Consider the following 18,515-nt stretch of genomic DNA (forward strand, 5'->3'; position numbering starts at 1 on the left):
CATCCACCGTCACCTGGAGATCCCTCTCATGACCGACCTCTTCGACGTCTCCGACCGCCTCGCCCTCGTCACCGGCTCCACCCGCGGGCTCGGGCGCTCCCTCGCTCTGGGCCTGGCCCGTGCGGGAGCGCGCGTCATCGTGCACGGCCGGGACGCGGCGGCGGCGGAGGCGACGGCGGCGGAGGCGGCGGAGCTCTCGGGTCGACCCGCCGCATCGGTCTCGTTCGACGTGACCGATGCGGCGGCGGTGGAGGCCGGCGTCGCCGACCTCGTCGCCCGCTTCGGTGTGCCGGACATCCTCGTGAACAACGCCGGGGTGCAGCGCCGGGCGCCGATCGCGGAGTTCTCGGTCGCCGACTGGGACAACATCATCGCCGCGAACCTCAGCGGCGCCTTCTACGTGTCCCGCTTCGTCGCTCCGGGGATGATCGAGCGCGGCTCGGGCAAGATCGTCAACATCGCCTCGGTCCAGTCGCTGCTGGCGCGCCAGACGATCGCGCCGTACTCGGCGTCCAAGGGCGGCATCGCGCAGCTGACCAAGGGCATGGCGGCGGACCTTGCCCGCCACGGCATCCAGGTCAACGCGCTGTCGCCGGGCTACTTCGCCACCGAGATGAACCGCGACCTCGTCGAGGACGAGGCCTTCACCTCGTGGCTCGTCCAGCGCACCCCGGCGCAGCGCTGGGGCCACTTCTCCGAGCTCGACGGCGCCCTGCGCTTCCTCGTCTCGGATGCCTCGAGCTTCGTCTCGGGCCAGAACCTCTTCGTCGACGGCGGCATGACCGCCGTCGTGTGACCCGCGCCTTCAGGAGAGCAGCATGCGCGCAGCATTCATCGACGGTCCCCGATCCATCCGCGTGGAGGACGTCCCCGTTCCCGAGCCCACCAGCGACCAGGTGCGCATCCGCATCGACTACGTCGGCATCTGCGGCTCGGACCTGCACTACTACTTCGAAGGCGCCAACGGCGCGTTCGTGGTGCGGGAGCCGCTGAGCCCCGGGCACGAGGTGTCCGGGCGCGTCGACTTCGATCCCGCCGGGGAGTGGGAGCCCGGGACGCCGGTCACCGTCCACCCCGCGACCTTCGGTCAGCCGCACCCCGACTTCCCCGACGACCCGCATCTGTGGCCGGGCGGGGCGTACCTCGGCAGCGCGTCGACGTGGCCGCACACGCAGGGGGCCCTCGTCGAGCACCTCCTGGTCGATCGCGCCATGGTCCGCCCGCTGCCAGCGTCCCTTCCGGTGCGGCGGGCCGTGCTCGCCGAACCGCTCGCGGTCGCGCTGCACGGTCTGTCCAAGGCCGGCGACGTCCGTGGGCGTCGTGTGCTGGTGACGGGGTCCGGGCCCATCGGACTCCTCGCCGTCGCCGCGGCGCGGATCGCCGGCGCCGCTGAGATCACGGCGACCGACGTCCTGGCCGAGCCGCTCGAACGCGCCGCGGCCCTCGGCGCCGCGCACACGATCGACGTCACCCGCGATCAGGTGCCCGACAGCGCGTACGACGTCGTGCTGGAGTGCTCCGGGGCGGCGGCGTCGATCTCGACCGCGCTCAGGGCGGCGCGGCAGGCGGGGACGGTCGTGCAGGTGGGCATGGTGCCCGACGAAGCGCGTCCGATCAACATCGCGCCCTTCATCTCGAAGGAGCTGCGCTGGTACGGCACCTTCCGGTTCAAGGACGAGATCGATCAGGCGATCGTGCTGCTGGACGAGAATCCCGAGATCGAGCGGGTGGTCACCCACGAGGCATCCGCCGACGACCTCGAAGCGGCCTTCGCTCTCGCGAAGGACTCGCGCGCCTCGGGCAAGGTCATCGTCGCCGTGTGGCCGGAAGAGCGAACCGGCCCGGACGCCGGTCAGTCCTTGTAGTACGCCTGGCGGCCCAGTCCCCAGAACGCCAGCATCGTCCCGATCCAGCCGACGGCGGTGATGCCGCCGATCAGCCACAGCAGCGCGTGCGACCAGAAGCCGTGCTCGAACTCCATCGGGTCCTCCGTCGTGTCTCGGGTTCGTTCTCATCGTACCGGGCGCGCTGGTAGACTCGGAGCGAACTTCGGCGAGGGATGCCTCGCGCCCGGCGTACGCGGCGGGCTGCGGCATCCGTGATCGACGCGGTGATGCAGGCCTGGCGGCTTTCCTCACGCACGCGCGTTCGAGTCGAGAACAGACCCCCCATACCAGGCCCGCCACCGAGCGAGCCTCCGATCGAACGGGCCAGCGGCCCGCAAGGAGCAACCATGTCGACCGAGCTTGACACCCGAGTCCAGGCCGAGATCCGCGAGAACTTCGGCAAGGGCTTCGCCCGCCGCCTCCGCGCAGCCGGCAAGATCCCCGCCGTCATCTACGGTCACGGCACCGACCCCGTCCACGTCGCGCTCCCCGGCCACCAGGTGTCGCTGCTGGTCCGCCGCGCCAACGCGCTGCTCGAGCTCGACATCGCCGGCACGCAGCACCTGACCCTCGTCAAGGACGTGCAGAAGGACCCGGTGCACCAGATCATCGAGCACATCGACCTGCTCGTGGTGCAGCGGGGCGAGAAGCTCCAGGTGGAGGTGCCCGTCGTCGTCGTCGGCGAGCCCGTCTCGGGCACGATCGCCACGCTCGACGCGCAGACCATCGCGCTCGAGGTCGAGGCCACGGACATCCCCGAGCACATCGAGGTCGACGTCGAGGGTCTCGAGGACGGCACGCACATCACCGCCGCCGAGCTGAAGCTGCCCCGCGGCGCTTCGCTGGCCGCGGACCCCGAGCTCCTCGTGGTCGCCGTCTCGGTTCCGGCCGCCACCCTCGCCGCGGAGGACGAGATCGCCGCGGCCGACGCCGAGGTCGCCGCCGAGCAGTCCGGAGAGGCTGCCGGAGAGTAAGCCACAGCTGTGAGCGAGGGGGTGCGGATGCCGCGCCCCCTCGCCGCGTTGTGAGGGGGCGCGCCGCGGGGCACGCGCGCGCAGAACAGGATGGACTCATGGCACAGACGTGGCTGATCGTCGGGCTGGGCAATCCCGGACCGCGCTACGAGCTGACCCGCCACAACGTCGGGCAGCTGGTCGTGGATGAGCTGGCGGCGCGGCGGGGCGAGGCATTCCGAGCGCACAAGGCCAACGCGCGTGTGGCGGAGACGTGGCTGCGTCCGGGCGGCGCCAAGCTCGTCCTCGCCAAGCCGAACACCTTCATGAACGTCTCCGGCGGGCCGGTCGCCGGACTGACGAGGTTCTACGGCATCGCTCCCGAGCATGTCGTCGTCGTGCACGACGAGCTCGACATCCCCTTCGACACCATCAAGCTCAAGGCCGGCGGCGGACACGGCGGGCACAACGGCGTGCGGGATGTGGCCAAGGCTCTGGATTCCACGGCGTTCGCCCGTGTGCGCGTGGGGATCGGACGCCCGAACGGCCGCCAGGATCCGGCGGACTGGGTGCTCGACCCGTTCGGGCCCGCCGAGCGCAAGAACCTGCCGATCCTCGTCGGCGACGCGGCGGACGCCGTCGAGCTCCTCGTCGAGGAAGGCCTCGTCACCGCTCAGCAGAAGCATCACGCCCCGCGGGTCTGAATCCCGCGAGGTCGTCGCTCGTCGCCGCGATCGGGCGGCGGTCGGCGCGGACGTCGACCCGTCAGGCGGTGACGCCGTTGCCCGAGGCGAACCCGGCGGTGACCAGCGCCTGGACCACGACGGCGAATGCGACGGGGCCGAGCGCCGAGATGACGACGGCCGCGATGCCCGGTCCTCTTCCCCGCGCGGTCGCGATCGCGACGATGCCCTGCACGAATGCCCAGACGCCCAGGACCGTGCCCATCCAGAAGGACACCTCGGCCAGGAGCACCCAGTCCCGCACCGGGGTGAGGATCGACCAGTCGAAGTCCGCTGCGAACGGCCGCACTGCCATCTCGCGTCCTGCGCCGAGCCCGATGTTGAACGCCGCGAGCGCGCCCATCAGCGCCGCGCCGACGGTGGCGGCGAGTGCCAGGATGAGCGCCACGCGACCGGTGACAGGCGGGCGCGGCGCCGCCGCACCTCCGAGCGGTCCCGTCGGAGATCCGGCGACCGGGCCGTATCCGGCGGGCACCGGGTACCCGGCCGGCGGGGCGTACGCGCGCTGCTGCGGGAAGCCGCCGGGCGGCGCGAAGCCGCCGGGCGGAACGGGCGTCGTCGACGGTCCGTGGCCGGCCGGGGGAGTGCGGGGCTCGGGGGCGTCGGTCACGGTCTCATCCTAGAAGCCGGGCGACCGCCGCCGAGGCGTCGGCGCGCGACGTAGACTCGTGCGGTGACAGTTCCCGGGATCGTGCGCGCCCTCGAACACGCTGAGCCGTTCCGGGATGCCGTCGCCGCGGCATCCGTCGACGCCGACTTCTCGCTGGTCGAGGGTCTGGACGCACCGCTGCTGGCAGCGCTCGTGGAGCGCCGACGCGCGGCGGGCAAGCCGCCGGCGGTCCTACTCGTCGCGCCCACCGGGCGCCGCGCCGAGTCGCTCGGACCCGCGGTGGAAGCCCTGCTTCCCGGCGCGGAGGTCCTGCACTTCCCGGCATGGGAGACGCTGCCGCACGAGCGCCTGAGCCCGAGCGCCGAGACGGTCGGAACGCGTCTCGCGGTGCTGGGGCGCATCGCCGCGTGGGACGGCGATTCGCCGCTCGTCGTGACGGCCTCCGTCCGATCGGCGATCCAGCCGCTCGCGGCCGGTCTCACCGACGCCGCGGCGATCGACCTGGTCGCGGGCGCTCGCGGGCACGACCTGGGCGATGTGGCCGCGCGCCTGGTGGACCTGGCCTATCAGCGCGTCGACATGGTGTCGCGGCGCGGCGAGTTCGCCGTGCGCGGCGGCATCCTCGACGTCTTCCCTCCCACCGCCCCGCACCCCTACCGCGTGGAGTTCTTCGGCGACGAGGTGGACGAGATCCGCGCGTTCTCGGTGGCCGATCAGCGGTCCCTCCCGGGCGATGTGCGCGAGGTCTCGCTGCTGCCCAGTCGCGAGCTGCTGCTCACCGACGCGGTGCGGGGTCGTGCGCGGCAGCTGAAGGACGAGTTCCCGGGCCTGGCCGGCATGCTCGAGAAGATGTCCGCGGGCATCCCGGTCGAAGGCATGGAGTCTCTCCTTCCCGCAGTCGTGGACCGACTGGTGACTCTGGTGGACTATCTGCCGCGCGCATCCGCGGTCGCGCTCATCGATCCCGAGCGGTCCGTGACACGCGCCATCACGCTCGGCGATACCAACCGCGAGTTCCTCGAGGCCGCGTGGAGCGCCGCGACCGCGGGCGCGAAGACGCCCGTCGATCTCGGAGCGGGCGACTTCCTGACCCTTCCCGAGCTGCGCGAGGCCGCGCACGCCCGCGAGGGCGTGTGGTGGACGCTGAGCGCTTTCGACTCCGGCGAAGCGGATGCCGTAGCCGAGCTCCGCGAGGCGCAGCAGGCGCGAGCCGATGACGACATCGACGTCGCGCTCGAAGCGGCGGCGACGATCCGCGTGCCCGCAACGGCGGTCCCGTCGTTCCACGGCAACGTCGACGGTGCGACCGCCCATGTGGGGGAGCTGCTCGCCGCCGGCTGGCGCGTCGTGGTCGCAGCATCCGGCACGGGTCTGGTCGAGCGCGCCCGGGATGTGCTCGCCGAGCGCGGGATCGCCGCCCGCAGGGTCGACGCGGTGACGGACGCCCCCGACCCGGGGGTCGCCCTCCTCGTCCCCTGCGCTCTCGAGCGCGGATTCGAGTCCCACGAGGCTCGACTGGCGGTCCTCACCGAGACCGAGTTCTACGGCCGCACCATCGGCGGCGACAATCGGGTGGTCAAGAAGCTGGCGTCGCGGCGCAAGGCCGTGGTCGACCCGCTGCAGCTGAAAGCCGGGGACTATGTCGTGCATGCCACACACGGCATCGGCAGGTTCGTGGAGCTGACGCAGCGCGAGGTGTCGACCGGCGGACGCAACGCCGTCAAGAGCACCCGCGAGTATCTGGTCCTGGAATACGCGCCCTCCAAGCGCGGCTATCCCGGCGACAAGCTGTTCGTGCCGACCGATCAGCTCGACCTGCTGTCGCGCTACGTCGGCGGCGAGGCGCCGACGCTGTCGAAGATGGGCGGCAGCGACTGGGCGCAGGCCAAGAGCCGGGCTCGCAAAGCCGTGCGCGACATCGCCGTCGAGCTGGTCAAGCTGTACTCGGCGCGCATGGCGGCCCGAGGGCACGCCTTCGGCCCCGACACGCCGTGGCAGCGCGAGCTGGAGGAGGCGTTCCCCTTCGCCGAGACCCCCGATCAGCTGCAGACCATCGACGAGATCAAGGCCGACATGGAGAAGCCGATCCCGATGGACCGGCTGCTCTCGGGCGACGTCGGCTTCGGCAAGACCGAGGTGGCCGTCCGCGCCGCGTTCAAGGCCATCCAGGACGGCAAGCAGGTCGCGATGCTCGTGCCCACGACGCTGCTGGTCAAGCAGCACCTCGAGACCTTCACCGAGCGCTTCGCGGGCTTCCCCGTCAAGGTGCGCGCACTGTCGCGCTTCCAGACCGACAAGCAGGCCCGCGAGGTGGTCGCCGGGCTCGCCGACGGCACGATCGACATGGTCATCGGCACGCACCGCATCCTCACCGAGAAGGTCGTGTTCAAGGACCTCGGCCTGCTCATCATCGACGAGGAGCAGCGGTTCGGCGTCGAGCACAAGGACGCGCTGAAGAAGCTGAAGACGAACGTCGACATCCTGGCCATGAGCGCGACGCCCATCCCGCGCACGCTCGAGATGGCGGTCACCGGCATCCGCGAGATGTCGACGCTGCAGACGCCGCCCGAGGACAGGCATCCGATCCTGTCGTACGTCGGGCCCCGCAACGACAAGCAGATCGCCGCGGCCATCCGCCGCGAGCTGCTGCGCGAGGGCCAGGTGTTCTACGTGCACAATCGCGTGTCGTCGATCCAGCGGGTGGCTGCGCATCTGGCCGAGCTCGTGCCCGAGGCGCGCATCGCGGTCGCCCACGGCCAGATGGGCGAGCACCAGCTCGAGCAGGTCGTCGACGATTTCTGGGAGCGCCGCGCCGATGTGCTGGTGTGCACCACGATCGTCGAGACGGGCCTGGACATCTCCAACGCCAACACGATCATCATCGACCGCGCGGACAAGTACGGACTGTCGCAGCTGCACCAGCTGCGCGGCCGCGTGGGACGAGCCCGCGAGCGTGCGTACGCGTACTTCCTCTACGACGAGAACAAGCCGCTGTCCGAGACGGCGGCCGACCGCCTCGAGACCATCGCCGTCAACAACGACCTGGGGTCGGGCATGCAGGTCGCCCTGAAGGACCTCGAGATCCGCGGCGCGGGGAACCTCCTGGGAGCCGAGCAGGCCGGTCACATCGCCGGTGTCGGCTTCGACCTGTATCTGCGCATGATCGGCGAGGCCGTCGCGACGTTCCGCGGCGAGGAGGCGGAGGGCCCGACGGAGCTCCGCCTGGAGCTGCCGGTCGAGGCGCGCATTCCCGAGTCGTACATCGACAGCGAGCGCCTGCGCCTCGAGGCCTACCAGAAGCTGTCGGCCGCCGCCTCCGTCACGGCCTCCGACGACGCGATCGACGCCGTGCTCGAGGAGCTGGCCGACCGCTACGGCGACCCGCCGGCCGAGGTCGACGGGCTGATCGCCGTCGCACGCCTGCGGCGGCGCGCGGGTCAGGCGGGCCTCGGCGACGTCGTGGCCATGGGTCCGAACCTGCGCCTCGCGCCGGCCAACCTCCCGGACTCCATGCGGGTCCGCCTGCAGCGGCTGTACCCGAAGGCGAAGCTGCTGGCGGGGGGAGAGGCGCTGGTCGTGCCGCTGCCGTCCGCCGGCGGCGAAGTGCTCCGCGACGGCGAGCTCATCGCGTGGGTGGCGCAGCTGCTGGATCAGCTGTGGCCGCCGAAGAAGGCCGAATCGGATGCCACGTCGGAGGCCGCTGCTCGAGCGTGAGGCCGGGCTGAGGCCCGGCGGAGGCGGTCAGGCCCGGAACAGACCGGCGTTGAGGAAGTCGTATCCGAAGGCGCCGTCGACGTCGGGTCTCACCGGGCGCAGCTCGAGGGGCTGCCACGGCCGGAAGATCCGCTCGAGGTCCTCGAGCAGGAACGAGGTGCCGCCGGCGGTGTCTCCGGAAGCGAGGATGTCGGCGTCGCCGGGACTGGGCTGACGCTCGTGGGAGAACGCCACGATCCCGTAGCGACCCCCCGGCGCGAGGAGGGGCATCACGCGCTCGAGGTACGTGAAGCGGCGGTGAGGGGCGAGATGGTGGAAGCACCCCGAATCGTAGATCAGGTCGAACGGGCCCCTCGGCAGCTCGTCGCGCAGCACGTCGACGGCTTGCACGGTCATGCGCGCGGGCAGCGTGGGGCGAACCGCATCCAGCAGGGCCGCGGCGAGGTCGATGCCGACGACCTCGGCCCCGCGCTCGGCGAGCCATCCGCCGTTGCGGCCGTTCCCGCAGCCGACGTCCAGGACGCGGGCGCCGGAGAGCGTGCCGAGCAGGCCACGCTCATGCCAGTCGACGAGCGGCTCGTCGGGGCGGTCGGTGTTCAGCGGGTGGCCGTCGCGCTGAAGCAGCTCCTCCCAGAATTCGGCCGCCGAAGCGCTCGTCCGGTCGCCGCCCTCCCGCTCGGCGAATCGTCGGTCGAGCAGTTCGAAGAGCTCATCGAGCGTCGCGGCACGCACACTCGATTCTACGATCGGCGGGCCCACCCCGTCCGGCTGCGGTCAGATGACGCCCTGCGCGAGCATGGCGTGCGCCACGCGCTCGAAGCCGGCGGCGTTCGCGCCGACGACGTAGTCGCCCGGACGCCCGTAGCGCTCGGCGGCATGGAAAGCCGCGTCGTGCACGTCCGTCATGATCGCGCGGAGCTTGTCCTCGCTGTCGGTGAAGCTCCACCGCTGGCGTGACGCGTTCTGGCTCATCTCGAGCGCGGACGTCGCCACACCGCCGGCGTTGGCGGCCTTTCCGGGCCCGAACAGGACGCCGGCGTCGTGGAACGCCGCGACGGCGGCCGGGGTGGACGGCATGTTCGCGCCTTCCGCGACCGCACGGATGCCGCCGCCGATCAGCGCCGCCGCGTCGTCCTCGTCCAGCTCGTTCTGCGTCGCCGACGGGATCGCGATGTCGACGGGGACCTCCCACGGCCGGGCTCCCTCGACGAAGCGGGCACCGGGGCGGCGCGCCGCGTACTCGGCGATGCGGGCGCGCTCGACCTCCTTGACCTCGCGAAGCAGCCCGACGTCGATGCCGGCGTCGTCGACGACGTACCCGGAGGAGTCCGACGCGGTCACCGGGATGCCTCCCAGCTGATGGATCTTGTCGATCGCGTAGATCGCGACGTTGCCCGACCCCGACACCGCCACGCGGCGGCCGGCGATCGACTCGCCGTGGACGCCGAGCATGTTCTGCACGAAGAAGACCGCGCCGTAGCCGGTCGCCTCGGTGCGCACCTCGGCGCCGCCCCACTGCACGCCCTTGCCGGTGAACATGCCCGACTCGTGGCGGTTGGTGATCTTGCGGTACTGACCGAACAGGTAGCCGATCTCGCGGGCGCCCACGCCGATGTCTCCGGCGGGGACGTCGGTGTGCTCGCCGAGGTGACGGTAGAGCTCGTTCATGAACGACTGGCAGAAGCGCATGATCTCGGCATCCGACCGCCCGTGCGGGTCGAAGTCGCTGCCGCCCTTGGCGCCGCCGATGCCCTGCCCGGTGAGGGCGTTCTTGAAGATCTGCTCGAAGCCGAGGAACTTGATGATCGACAGGTTCACCGACGAGTGGAAGCGCAGACCGCCCTTGTACGGGCCGAGCACCGAGGAGAACTGCACGCGGAATCCGCGGTTGACCTGCAGCCGCCCCGCATCGTCGATCCACGGCACGCGGAAGAGGATCTGCCGCTCGGGCTCGACGATGCGCTCGACGATGCCGCCGTCGACGAACTCCGGGTGGCGCTCGAGGACGGGGACGATCGAGTCGAGCACTTCGTGCACGGCCTGCTGGAACTCCGGCTCGTGCGGGTTGCGCGCCAGCACGGTGTCGAAGACGTCACGGACGGCAGAGGGAAGGGCGACGAGAGTGTCGGTCACGGAGGTGGAGCTTTCTTTCCGGAAGACGGGGACGTCCGCAGCCATGGAGAGCCTCGCGGGTCGCGGGGCATCCCGCCGCCACGCGGATCGCGAGGCGGCCGGGTCGCGCGGCGAACGCGCGGCTCGGAGAGTACAGCCTAACGCGCTCGGAATGGGGTGTGACGAGTGCGGGTCCGGTCGCGCTACGCTGGCGCCCACCGAGGAGGACCGATGCGCTTTCAGCACCTCGGGGCCCAGCCCCGCATCCATCCGGATGCCGTCGTCGCGGCGACGGCCGTGATCAGCGGCGACGTGCGCATCGGCGCCGGCTGCCGGATCCTGCACGGCGCGGTGATCACCGCCGAAGGGGGAGCGCTCACGCTCGGCGAGAGCGTCATCGTGATGGAGAACGCGCTCATCCGCTCCACATCTACCAACCCCGTGCACGTCGGCGACCACGTGCTGATCGGCCCGATGGCGAGCGTCTCGGGTGCGGTGATCGAGGAGGAGGTGTTCCTCGCCACGGGCACGCGCGTGTTCAACGGCGCCCGGATCGGCGCGCGCAGCGAGGTGCGCATCAACGCCGTGGTGCACCTGCGCACCACGCTCCCTCCCGAGAGCGTCGTTCCGATCGGCTGGGTCGCCGTCGGCGATCCCGTCCGGATCCTCTCCCCGGACCGGCACGAGGAGATCTGGGCCGCCCAGCGCGAGCTGGACTTCCCGGGCTACGTCTTCGGTCTGGATCGCGAGACGCCTGACCTGATGGTGCAGCTCACCGAGCGCTACGGCCGCAGCCTCGCCCGCCACGCGGACGACCGGCGCCTGGACTGACGACGCTCGAGCGCCGGCGCCGACGTCGCATCACGCCGTGCCGGTCGTCAGCCCCACACGAGTCGGCAGTCCCGGCACTCGAACTCGAGGCGCTCGAGCACGCCGTCGTCGAGGTCGGCGCGACGGTCGAGCTCGACGCGGAACCAGCCCGGCTCGCCGGCTCGCACCTCGAGCGACCCGCAGCCGGGGCAGACTTCGGTGACGATCATTCCTGCCATGGCGCCACCGTAACTCCGCCACGCGAGAGGACTGGAAGCGACGCGCGGCGCGTCGCGACTCACCCGGTGTTCTGCAGGCCCGCGGCGACGCCGCTGACCGACAGCAGCAGGAGCCGCTGCTGCTCGGGGTCCACCGGCGCTCCCTCCGGGGCCTCACGCAGGGCGCGCAGAGCCCGCAGCTGCAGCAGGGACAGTGCGTCGACGTACGGGCTGCGCATCTTCACGGCGCGCTGGAGCACCGGCTTGTTGCCCAGCAGCTCGGTGCCGCCTGTCACGCGGATCACCCATGAGCGCGTCAGCGCCATCTCTTCGCGCACGAGCGCCGCGAGGTCCTCGCGGTCGCCGAGCTCGAGATAGTGACGGGCGATCCGGTCGTCGGCCTTCGCCAGGCTCATCGCGACGTTGTCGATCAGCGTGCGGAACAGCGGCCACTCCGTGTACGCGGTCTGCAGCAGCACTTCGTCGCCGACCGCCTCGAGGGCCGTTCCCAGTCCGAACCAGCCGGCGAGGTTGATGCGGGCCTGCGTCCACGCGAACACCCACGGGATGGCGCGCAGGTCCTCGAGCGACTCGACCGACAGCCCCCGGCGCGCCGGACGCGAGCCCAGGGCGAGCAGGCCGATCTCCTCCATCGGCGTCACGCGAGCGAACCACGGCGCGAACCCCGGCGCCTTCACGAGCGAGAAGAATCGCTCACGGGATGCCGCGTCCATCGTCGCGGCGACCGGCGCGTAGCGCTCCGCGGCGGCACGGTTGCGCTCCTCGTTCGACGGGGCCGAGGCGAGCAGGATCGCCGCGGCGACCTGGTCGATGTGACGCATCGCGATCGCCGGGTCGCCGTAGCGGGCGAAGATGACCTCGCCCTGCTCGGTCAGCTTGAACCGGCCGTCGACGGAGTGCGGCGGTTGGGCCAGGATCGCGGAGTTCGCCGGGCCGCCGCCGCGTCCGAGCGCCCCGCCGCGGCCGTGGAAAAGCGTCAGCTCGATGCGGTTCTCGCGCGCCCAGGCCGAGATCGCGGCCTGCGCTTCGTACAGTGCGAGGTTCGCCGCCACCGGGCCGACGTCCTTGGAGGAGTCGGAGTAGCCGAGCATGACCTCCAGCCGGCGGCCGGTGGCCTCCAGCCGCGCGGCGAACTCGGGGTGCAGCGCGATCTCGGCGAGGATGCGCGGGGCGGCCTGCAGGTCGGCGAAGGTCTCGAACAGCGGGATGACATCGAGCACGGGCGGAGTGCCGTCCGGCCCGACGGCGTAGCGGGCGAGGCGGTGGACGGCCGCGAGGTCGTCGGCCGACCGGGTGAACGAGACGATGTAGCGGCCCGCGGCGCGCGGTCCGTAGCGCTCCTGCAGGAAGCCGATCGTCCGGAACACCTCGAGCACCTCTTCGGTCAGCTCGGACCGCGGCCCGCCCGCATCGAGCTCGGCCAGCACCTTCGCGTGCACGGCGGAGTGCTGACGCACCTCCAGTTCGGTGAGATGGAACCCGTAGCTCTCGACCTGCCACAGCAGCTGCTGCAGGTGCCCGTACGCCTGCCGCGACGCGCCGGCGGCGACGAGGGAGTCCTGCACGGTGCGAAGGTCTGCCAGCAGATGCTCCGGGTCGCCGTACGCCAGATCGGCGTTGCGCTCACGCGTCGCGGCGATCTTGCGGGCGATGAGCAGCAGGATGCGGCGGTGGGGTTCGTCGGGGCTGCGCTTGGCGATCTCGTTCGCGGCGTCCTCGTCGGCGGCCCTGAGCCGGTGCCACAGCGCCATCAGCTCGGCGCTCGGCGGCGTCGTGGTGGCGTCGAGCGTGAGGGTGCGGCCGATGCGGCTGGCCGCATTCTCCAGGCCCAGCAGCACGTGCTCGCTGGCGATCTTGGCGGCCTTGCGCGTGACCGACGCCGTCACGAACGGGTTGCCGTCTCGGTCGCCGCCCACCCACGAGCCCACGCGGACGAAGGGCCGCACGATCGGTGCGCGTCCGCCGGCTGCCGGGCCCTGCAGCGCGTCATCGACGCGGCGGTACACGTGGGGGACCGCGGTGAACAGCGTCTCGTCGAACACCGCCATCACAGCGCGCACCTCGTCGACCGGCGACGGCTTCTCGGGCCGGAGCGGAGCGGTGCGCCACAGGGTGTCGATCTCCTCGAGCATGCGCCGCTCGGCGCGCCGCTCGTCGGCGCCGTTGCGCAGTGACGCGTCGTGCTCCTCGAGCAGCGTCGCGAGCCGCCGGATGCTCGACGAGACCGCGCGCCGCCGGGCCTCCGTCGGATGCGCGGTGAACACGGGGTGGAAGCGCATGCGCTGCAGCCGTGCGAGCGCGGTGTCGTCGCCCACCTCCGCGGCCAGACGCACGAACGCCGCCGCGACCGAATCGGTCGCGTGCTCTCGGTCGGGCCGGCCGTCGCGCTCGCGCAGGACCCGCACGCGCTGGTGCTCCTCCGCGAGGTTGACCAGGTGGAAATAGGCGGTGAAGGCGCGTGCCACCTCTTCGGCGCGGGCGACCGTGAACGAATCCGCGATCGCCGCCGCACGCGCGAACGCCTCGGGCGTCTCGTCCGTGTACGCCTGGATCGTCGCGGTGCGCAGGCGTTCGACGTCCTCGTACAGACCAGGCGAGCCGCTCTCGCGCAGGACGCGGCCCAGCAGTGCGCCCAGCATGCGCACGTCGGCGCGCATGCGCTCGGGAATCTCCTGCTCCGCCTCGTAGCGGCCCACGAGGTCGATCGCTTCGGTTCGGGTCAGTTCGCGCATCGCTCCAGGCTATCCGGGCTCGGGAAGGCCGGAACGACGCGAGACCTCGTGTGACGCCGACCCCCGCCGTCGCGCGTGAGGTCGCCCCGGTAGACTGGATGCCTGGTGTGCCGGGAAGTCTGGTCGGCGATGCGCGATCGCGCCACGCTCCGACTCGACGAAAGGACCCCCGTGTCCCTGCTCCGCTCCGCCCGCTTTCCGGCGGTCGTCCTCCTCGCCGCCGCCGTGCTCGCCCTGATCGTGGCCAACTCGCCGCTGGGTCCCACCGCGGAAGCCGCGAAGAACGCGTACGTCGGCATCCCGGGCGTCTTCGAGATGTCGGTGGGGCATTGGATCCAAGACGCGCTGCTGGCGGTGTTCTTCTTCGTCGTCGCGGTCGAGCTGCAGTTCGAGCTGACCAACGGTCAGCTGAACTCGGCGCGCAAAGCCCTTCAGCCGGCCATCGCCGCGGCGGGCGGCGTCATCGTCCCCGTCGCGGTCTTCCTCGTGTTCACGTTCGGCACCGACGCCGTGGACGGCTGGCCCATCCCCACCGCCACCGACATCGCCTTCGCGCTGGGGGTGCTCGCGGTCTTCGGGAAGGGGCTGCCGTCCGGCATCCGGATCTTCCTCCTGGCCCTGGCGATCCTCGACGACATCGTGGGCATCGTCTTCATCGCCGTGCTGTTCACCAGCGACGTCGATCTGGGCCTCCTCGCTCTCGCGGCGCTCACCGTCATCCTCTTCGGAATCCTCAGCCGCTTCCTCGACACACGGGCGCGGCTGCCGATCGCGATCGCCCTGGGCGCCCTGGCCATCACGACGTGGGTGCTGGTGTACCTCTCGGGCGTCCACGCGACGATCGCGGGCGTCGTCCTCGGTCTCGCCATGGCGCAGCAGCCCGCCCTGCGCGTGCGTCACGAGCTCGAGCCGTGGGTGAACGGCATCGTCCTGCCCCTGTTCGCGTTCTCGGCCGCGCTCGTGGCGATTCCGGCGGTCTCGCCCACCGAGCTGTCGCCGGCCTTCTGGGGCATCCTCGTCGCCCTGCCGCTGGGGAAGATCGTCGGCATCTCGATCGCCGGGTGGATCTCGCTGCGCGTGGGGAACCGCGGAACGCCGCCGCACCTGTCGCTGCTGGACCTGATCGCCGCCGGCGCGCTGGGCGGGATCGGCTTCACCGTGTCGCTGCTGCTGTCGGAGCTGGCCTTCGCGGATGCCCCGGTGGTCCGGGACGAGGCCACGCTCGGGGTGCTCGGCGGCTCCGCGATCTCGATCGTCCTCGGCGCGTTCCTCGTCGCACAGCGTGCCCGCCACTATCGCAGGACGCAGCCGTCGGCGCGAGAGGATGAGGTGCCGCCGCCCTCGGCGACGAAGGGACAGATCGCATGAGCACAACGGGTGACGCCGCCGGTCCGGATGCCCTGCGAGAGGCGGCCGACACGATGCGCGCGGTGCGGGACCGGTGCGTGTGGACGCAGCGCATCGACCATCGCGCCCTCGTGCCGTATCTGGTCGAGGAGAGCGCGGAGCTCATCGACGCGGTCGAAGAGGGCACACGCGACGAGCTGCGCGAAGAGCTCGGCGATCTGCTCTGGCAGGTGCTGTTCCACGCCGAGATCGCCTCGCGCGACCCCGACGACCCGTTCGACATCGACGACGTCGCCCGCGGCCTCACCGAGAAGATGGTGCGGCGGCATCCCCATGTCTTCGGCGACGCCGTGGCCACGACGCCCGAAGAGGTGCTCGTGCACTGGAACGCCGCCAAGGCGGCCGAGAAGAGCACGCGGACGAGCGTCCTCGACGGCGTGAGCGAGCGGATGCCGGGCCTCGCACTCGCCCAGAAGCTCGTGGGCAAGGCGGCGCAGGCGGGCGTGGACGTCCCGCACGCCGAGGACGGACCGGCGTCGGAGGAGGAGCTCGGCGAGGCGCTGCTCGTCCTCGCCGCCACGGCGCGCCGGCGCGGCTGGGACGCCGAGCGCGCGCTGCGCGAGCGGCTGCGGTCCCTGACCGCCACCATCCGCGACGCCGAGGCCGGCGCCGCGGGAGATCGGTCCTGACCGACCTGGGAAGATAGCTGCGTGGCATCGGTCAATCCGCCGCGCGGCATGCGCGACTTCCTCCCGGCAGACAAGGCCCGTCGCGAGCGCGTGCTCGCCGTAATCCGCGAGCGGTATCGCGCGCACGGCTTCGACGAGATCGAGACGCCGGTGATGGAGGAGTACGGGCGCCTGCACGCCGGCATCGGCGGCGACAATGAGAAGCTCGCGTACAACGTGCTCAAGCGCGGACTGGACCCCGAGGCGATCCGCGCGGCGGCCGACGAGCCGTCGGCACTGACCGACCTCGGTCTGCGCTACGACCTCACGGTGCCATTGGCGCGGTTCTACGCCACCAACCGCGGTCAGCTGCCGAGCGTCTTCCGGTCCATCCAGATCGCGCCGGTGTGGCGTGCCGAGCGGCCGCAGAAGGGCCGCTACCGCCAGTTCATGCAGTGCGACATCGACATCATCGGCGACGAGTCCGCGCGCGCCGAGGCGGAGCTCGTCGTCGCGACGCTCGACACGCTCGACGCCCTCGACCTCGAGGGCGGCAGCGTGCGCATCAACGACCGCCGGGCGCTGGACTGGATGCTCGAGGACTTCGGCTTCGCACCGGAGGAGCGCCCCGGTGTCCTCATCACGATCGACAAGCTCGACAAGGTCGGGCCCGCCGGTGTCGTGGCGGAGCTGCGGGAGCGCGCCGCGACGCCGGCCGCCGTCGACGCCTTCGCGGAGTTCCTCGACCGGCCGCAGACGGATGGGCACCGGCCCTACGGCGAGGCGCAGGTCCGCGCGGCCCTTCCGGACGGTGCTCCGGGCGACGTCGTGGCCCACCTCGTCGGCATCGGCGAGGCGGTGGCCGCGGCGCGGGGCATCGAAGGCGACATCCCGCTCGTGTTCGACCCGTTCCTCGTGCGCGGCATGGGGTACTACACCGGCACCATCTTCGAGCTCGCCCACCCCTCGGTGGGCTACTCGCTCGGCGGCGGGGGCCGCTACGACGGCATGATCGGCCGCTTCCTCGGGCAGGACGTGCCCGCGGTCGGGTTCTCGATCGGCTTCGAGCGCATCGTGGACCTCGTTCCCGAGCGCGCCGACGCCGCGACGCCCGCGGTCGTGCTCGTCCACGACCGCGACGTGAGCGAGGGGGCGCTGCTCGCGCTGAAGGCGGCCCTCGTCGCCGAGGGGTCCCGCGTCCGCCTGGAGCGCCGGACGAAGAACCTCAAGGCGCTGCTCGAGCGGGCGGCCGCAGACGGGTACACGGCATTCGCCACCGTCTCGGCCGGCACCGGCCGCGACGGACTGGAGATCAAGCCGCTGTCGTGAGGCGCCGCTGCAGCCACAGCCGCACCCCGCGGTAGGCCACGCCGGCGAGCACGACGGCCACGCCCGCCACCACGCTCTGCCAAGGGAGCGTGGCGCACAGCAGGAGGCATCCTGCCGCTCCCACGATCTGCAGCACGCGCGGGTACCGGCGGGCCGGCGGGCGCTGGCGGAATGCAGCGACGTTGGCGACGAGGTAGTACAGCAGCACGCCGAAGGACGAGAACCCGATCGCCCCGCGCAGGTCCAGCAGCGCCACCAGCAGCACGACGGCGGCGGTCACCGCCAGCTCCGCGCGGTGGGGCACGTGCCAGCGCGGGTGCACCGCCGCGAGCACGCGGGGGAGATCCCGCTCCCGCGCCATCGCGAGCGTGGTCCGGCTGACCCCGGCGATGAGCGCGAGAAGCGCGCCGAGCGACGCCGCCGCGGCGCCGGCGATCACGACGGGGCGCGCCCACGCAGCCGCGGCGTCCGCGAGCGGCTGGTCCGAGTCCGCCGCACCCGCCGGGCCGAGGGCGGCGAGGACGGCGACGGCGACGAGGGCGTACACGACGAGCGCGATCGTGAAGGCGATCACGATCGCGCGCGGGATGACGCGCTGCGGATCACGCACCTCCTCGCCCATGGTGGCGATGCGCGCGTACCCTGCGAACGCGAAGAACAGCAGACCCGCCGACTGGAGGATGCCGTACCACCCGTCGGCGAACACGCCGCCGGGCACGGTCCACGCGCCGCTGCCGTCGTCTGCGAACGCGCTCGCCGATGCGACCGCGAGGGCGAGCAGCACGACGACCACGAGCACGCGCGCGAGCGTCGCCGTGCGCGTGATGCCGAACCAGTTGACGGCGGCGAGGACGATGACCGCCGCGATCGCCACCGGCCTCTCCCACGCGGCCGGAGCGACGTAGGCGGCGACCGTGAGCGCCATCGCGGCGCAGCTGGCGGTCTTGCCGATGACGAAGCCCCATCCCGCGACGAAACCCCACCAGGGCCCGAGCTCGGCGCGACCGTAGGCGTAGGTCCCGCCCGAGGTCGGGTGCGCCGCCGCCAGCTGCGCCGACGAGGTCGCGTTCCCGAACGCCACGATCGCGGCGATGCCCAGCCCGACGAGCAGGCCCGCGCCCGCGGCGTCCGCGGCGGGCGCCCACACCGCGAAGACGCCGGCGCCGATCATCGAGCCGAGACCGATGAAGACGGCGTCGCCGAGGCCGAGGCGTCGCTGCAGGGAGGGGGTCGTCACGGCGCGCACTCTACCGGGCTCGCCGGTCGCCCAGGTGGCCGGGACCGCCCGGCCGCGCGTGGGCGGCCGGCCGGACGTCCCGCGAGGTCGGCCGAGAGGCGGGACGTCACCGCGGCGACGGCATCCGTTCACCCG

16 protein-coding genes are annotated in these 18,515 nt (G+C 72.0%); 9 read left to right on the plus strand and 7 right to left on the minus strand.

The features are described from left to right. Positions 1-28: 28 nt before the first annotated feature. On the plus strand, positions 29-796 hold the full coding sequence (locus tag AC5RVZ_RS04675; protein ID WP_494064593.1) for an SDR family oxidoreductase: 768 nt from the start codon (positions 29-31) through the stop codon (positions 794-796). A gap of 22 nt (positions 797-818) precedes the next feature. Next, a complete protein-coding gene (locus AC5RVZ_RS04680; RefSeq protein ID WP_494064594.1) occupies positions 819-1,865 on the plus strand; it encodes a zinc-binding dehydrogenase in 1,047 nt (348 codons plus the stop codon). Here AC5RVZ_RS04680 and AC5RVZ_RS04685 read toward each other — a convergent pair. Then, positions 1,853-1,981: a hypothetical protein gene (locus tag AC5RVZ_RS04685; RefSeq protein ID WP_494064595.1), complete on the minus strand. Its 129-nt coding sequence runs from the start codon at positions 1,979-1,981 to the stop codon at positions 1,853-1,855. The two genes, AC5RVZ_RS04680 and AC5RVZ_RS04685, sit on opposite strands and share 13 nt — an antisense overlap. A gap of 252 nt (positions 1,982-2,233) precedes the next feature. Between AC5RVZ_RS04685 and AC5RVZ_RS04690 the strand changes: the two genes are divergently transcribed. Continuing rightward, complete coding sequence (locus AC5RVZ_RS04690; RefSeq protein WP_494064596.1) at positions 2,234-2,860, plus strand: 50S ribosomal protein L25/general stress protein Ctc; 627 nt, start codon at positions 2,234-2,236, stop codon at positions 2,858-2,860. 98 nt (positions 2,861-2,958) lie between these two features. After that, a complete protein-coding gene (gene pth / locus AC5RVZ_RS04695) occupies positions 2,959-3,543 on the plus strand; it encodes an aminoacyl-tRNA hydrolase (protein WP_494064597.1) in 585 nt (194 codons plus the stop codon). A gap of 61 nt (positions 3,544-3,604) precedes the next feature. Here the strand turns inward: pth and AC5RVZ_RS04700 are convergent, their stop codons facing one another. Continuing rightward, on the minus strand, positions 3,605-4,192 hold the full coding sequence (locus tag AC5RVZ_RS04700; RefSeq protein WP_494064598.1) for a hypothetical protein: 588 nt from the start codon (positions 4,190-4,192) through the stop codon (positions 3,605-3,607). A gap of 63 nt (positions 4,193-4,255) precedes the next feature. Between AC5RVZ_RS04700 and mfd the strand changes: the two genes are divergently transcribed. Continuing rightward, positions 4,256-7,906, plus strand: a complete 3,651-nt coding sequence (mfd, locus tag AC5RVZ_RS04705) for a transcription-repair coupling factor (RefSeq protein ID WP_494064599.1) — start codon at positions 4,256-4,258, stop codon at positions 7,904-7,906. Between the two features lie 27 nt (positions 7,907-7,933). On the opposite strand, the gene AC5RVZ_RS04710 is transcribed toward mfd, so the two are convergent. Continuing rightward, positions 7,934-8,638, minus strand: coding sequence for a class I SAM-dependent methyltransferase (locus AC5RVZ_RS04710; RefSeq protein ID WP_494064600.1), 705 nt, complete (start codon positions 8,636-8,638; stop codon positions 7,934-7,936). Between the two features lie 42 nt (positions 8,639-8,680). Next, positions 8,681-10,039 (minus strand): NADP-specific glutamate dehydrogenase, encoded by a 1,359-nt coding sequence (gene gdhA / locus AC5RVZ_RS04715; protein WP_494064601.1) that lies wholly within the window; start codon positions 10,037-10,039, stop codon positions 8,681-8,683. Positions 10,040-10,249: 210 nt separating this feature from the next. On the opposite strand from gdhA, the gene AC5RVZ_RS04720 reads away from it, so the two are divergent. Next, a complete protein-coding gene (locus AC5RVZ_RS04720; protein ID WP_494064602.1) occupies positions 10,250-10,849 on the plus strand; it encodes a gamma carbonic anhydrase family protein in 600 nt (199 codons plus the stop codon). 47 nt (positions 10,850-10,896) lie between these two features. Here the strand turns inward: AC5RVZ_RS04720 and AC5RVZ_RS04725 are convergent, their stop codons facing one another. Both AC5RVZ_RS04725 and AC5RVZ_RS04730 read right to left on the minus strand, forming a co-directional pair. After that, a complete protein-coding gene (locus tag AC5RVZ_RS04725; protein ID WP_494064603.1) occupies positions 10,897-11,067 on the minus strand; it encodes a hypothetical protein in 171 nt (56 codons plus the stop codon). Positions 11,068-11,126: 59 nt separating this feature from the next. Continuing rightward, on the minus strand, positions 11,127-13,799 hold the full coding sequence (locus tag AC5RVZ_RS04730) for a phosphoenolpyruvate carboxylase (protein WP_494064604.1): 2,673 nt from the start codon (positions 13,797-13,799) through the stop codon (positions 11,127-11,129). Positions 13,800-13,970: 171 nt separating this feature from the next. Here AC5RVZ_RS04730 and AC5RVZ_RS04735 point away from each other — a divergent pair, with 171 nt between their 5' ends. From AC5RVZ_RS04735 to hisS, 3 genes are read left to right on the plus strand one after another with little or no spacing between them, the layout of a single operon-like run. Next, positions 13,971-15,167 (plus strand): Na+/H+ antiporter NhaA, encoded by a 1,197-nt coding sequence (locus tag AC5RVZ_RS04735; RefSeq protein ID WP_494064605.1) that lies wholly within the window; start codon positions 13,971-13,973, stop codon positions 15,165-15,167. Next, positions 15,164-15,835 (plus strand): nucleoside triphosphate pyrophosphohydrolase, encoded by a 672-nt coding sequence (locus tag AC5RVZ_RS04740; protein ID WP_494064606.1) that lies wholly within the window; start codon positions 15,164-15,166, stop codon positions 15,833-15,835. The genes AC5RVZ_RS04735 and AC5RVZ_RS04740 overlap by 4 nt, the downstream gene beginning before the upstream one ends. 48 nt (positions 15,836-15,883) lie before the next feature. Next, positions 15,884-17,143 carry a histidine--tRNA ligase gene (hisS, locus tag AC5RVZ_RS04745; RefSeq protein ID WP_494064740.1) on the plus strand — a complete coding sequence of 420 codons (1,260 nt, stop codon included), beginning with the start codon at positions 15,884-15,886 and terminating at the stop codon, positions 17,141-17,143. On the opposite strand, the gene AC5RVZ_RS04750 is transcribed toward hisS, so the two are convergent. Continuing rightward, the gene (locus AC5RVZ_RS04750; protein ID WP_494064607.1) at positions 17,127-18,380 is read right to left on the minus strand and encodes an APC family permease; all 1,254 of its coding nucleotides are present in this window, start codon (positions 18,378-18,380) and stop codon (positions 17,127-17,129) included. The genes hisS and AC5RVZ_RS04750 overlap by 17 nt on opposite strands. Between the last annotated feature and the right edge of the window lie 135 nt (positions 18,381-18,515).

The organism is Arthrobacter sp. Cza30 (assembly GCF_059090765.1).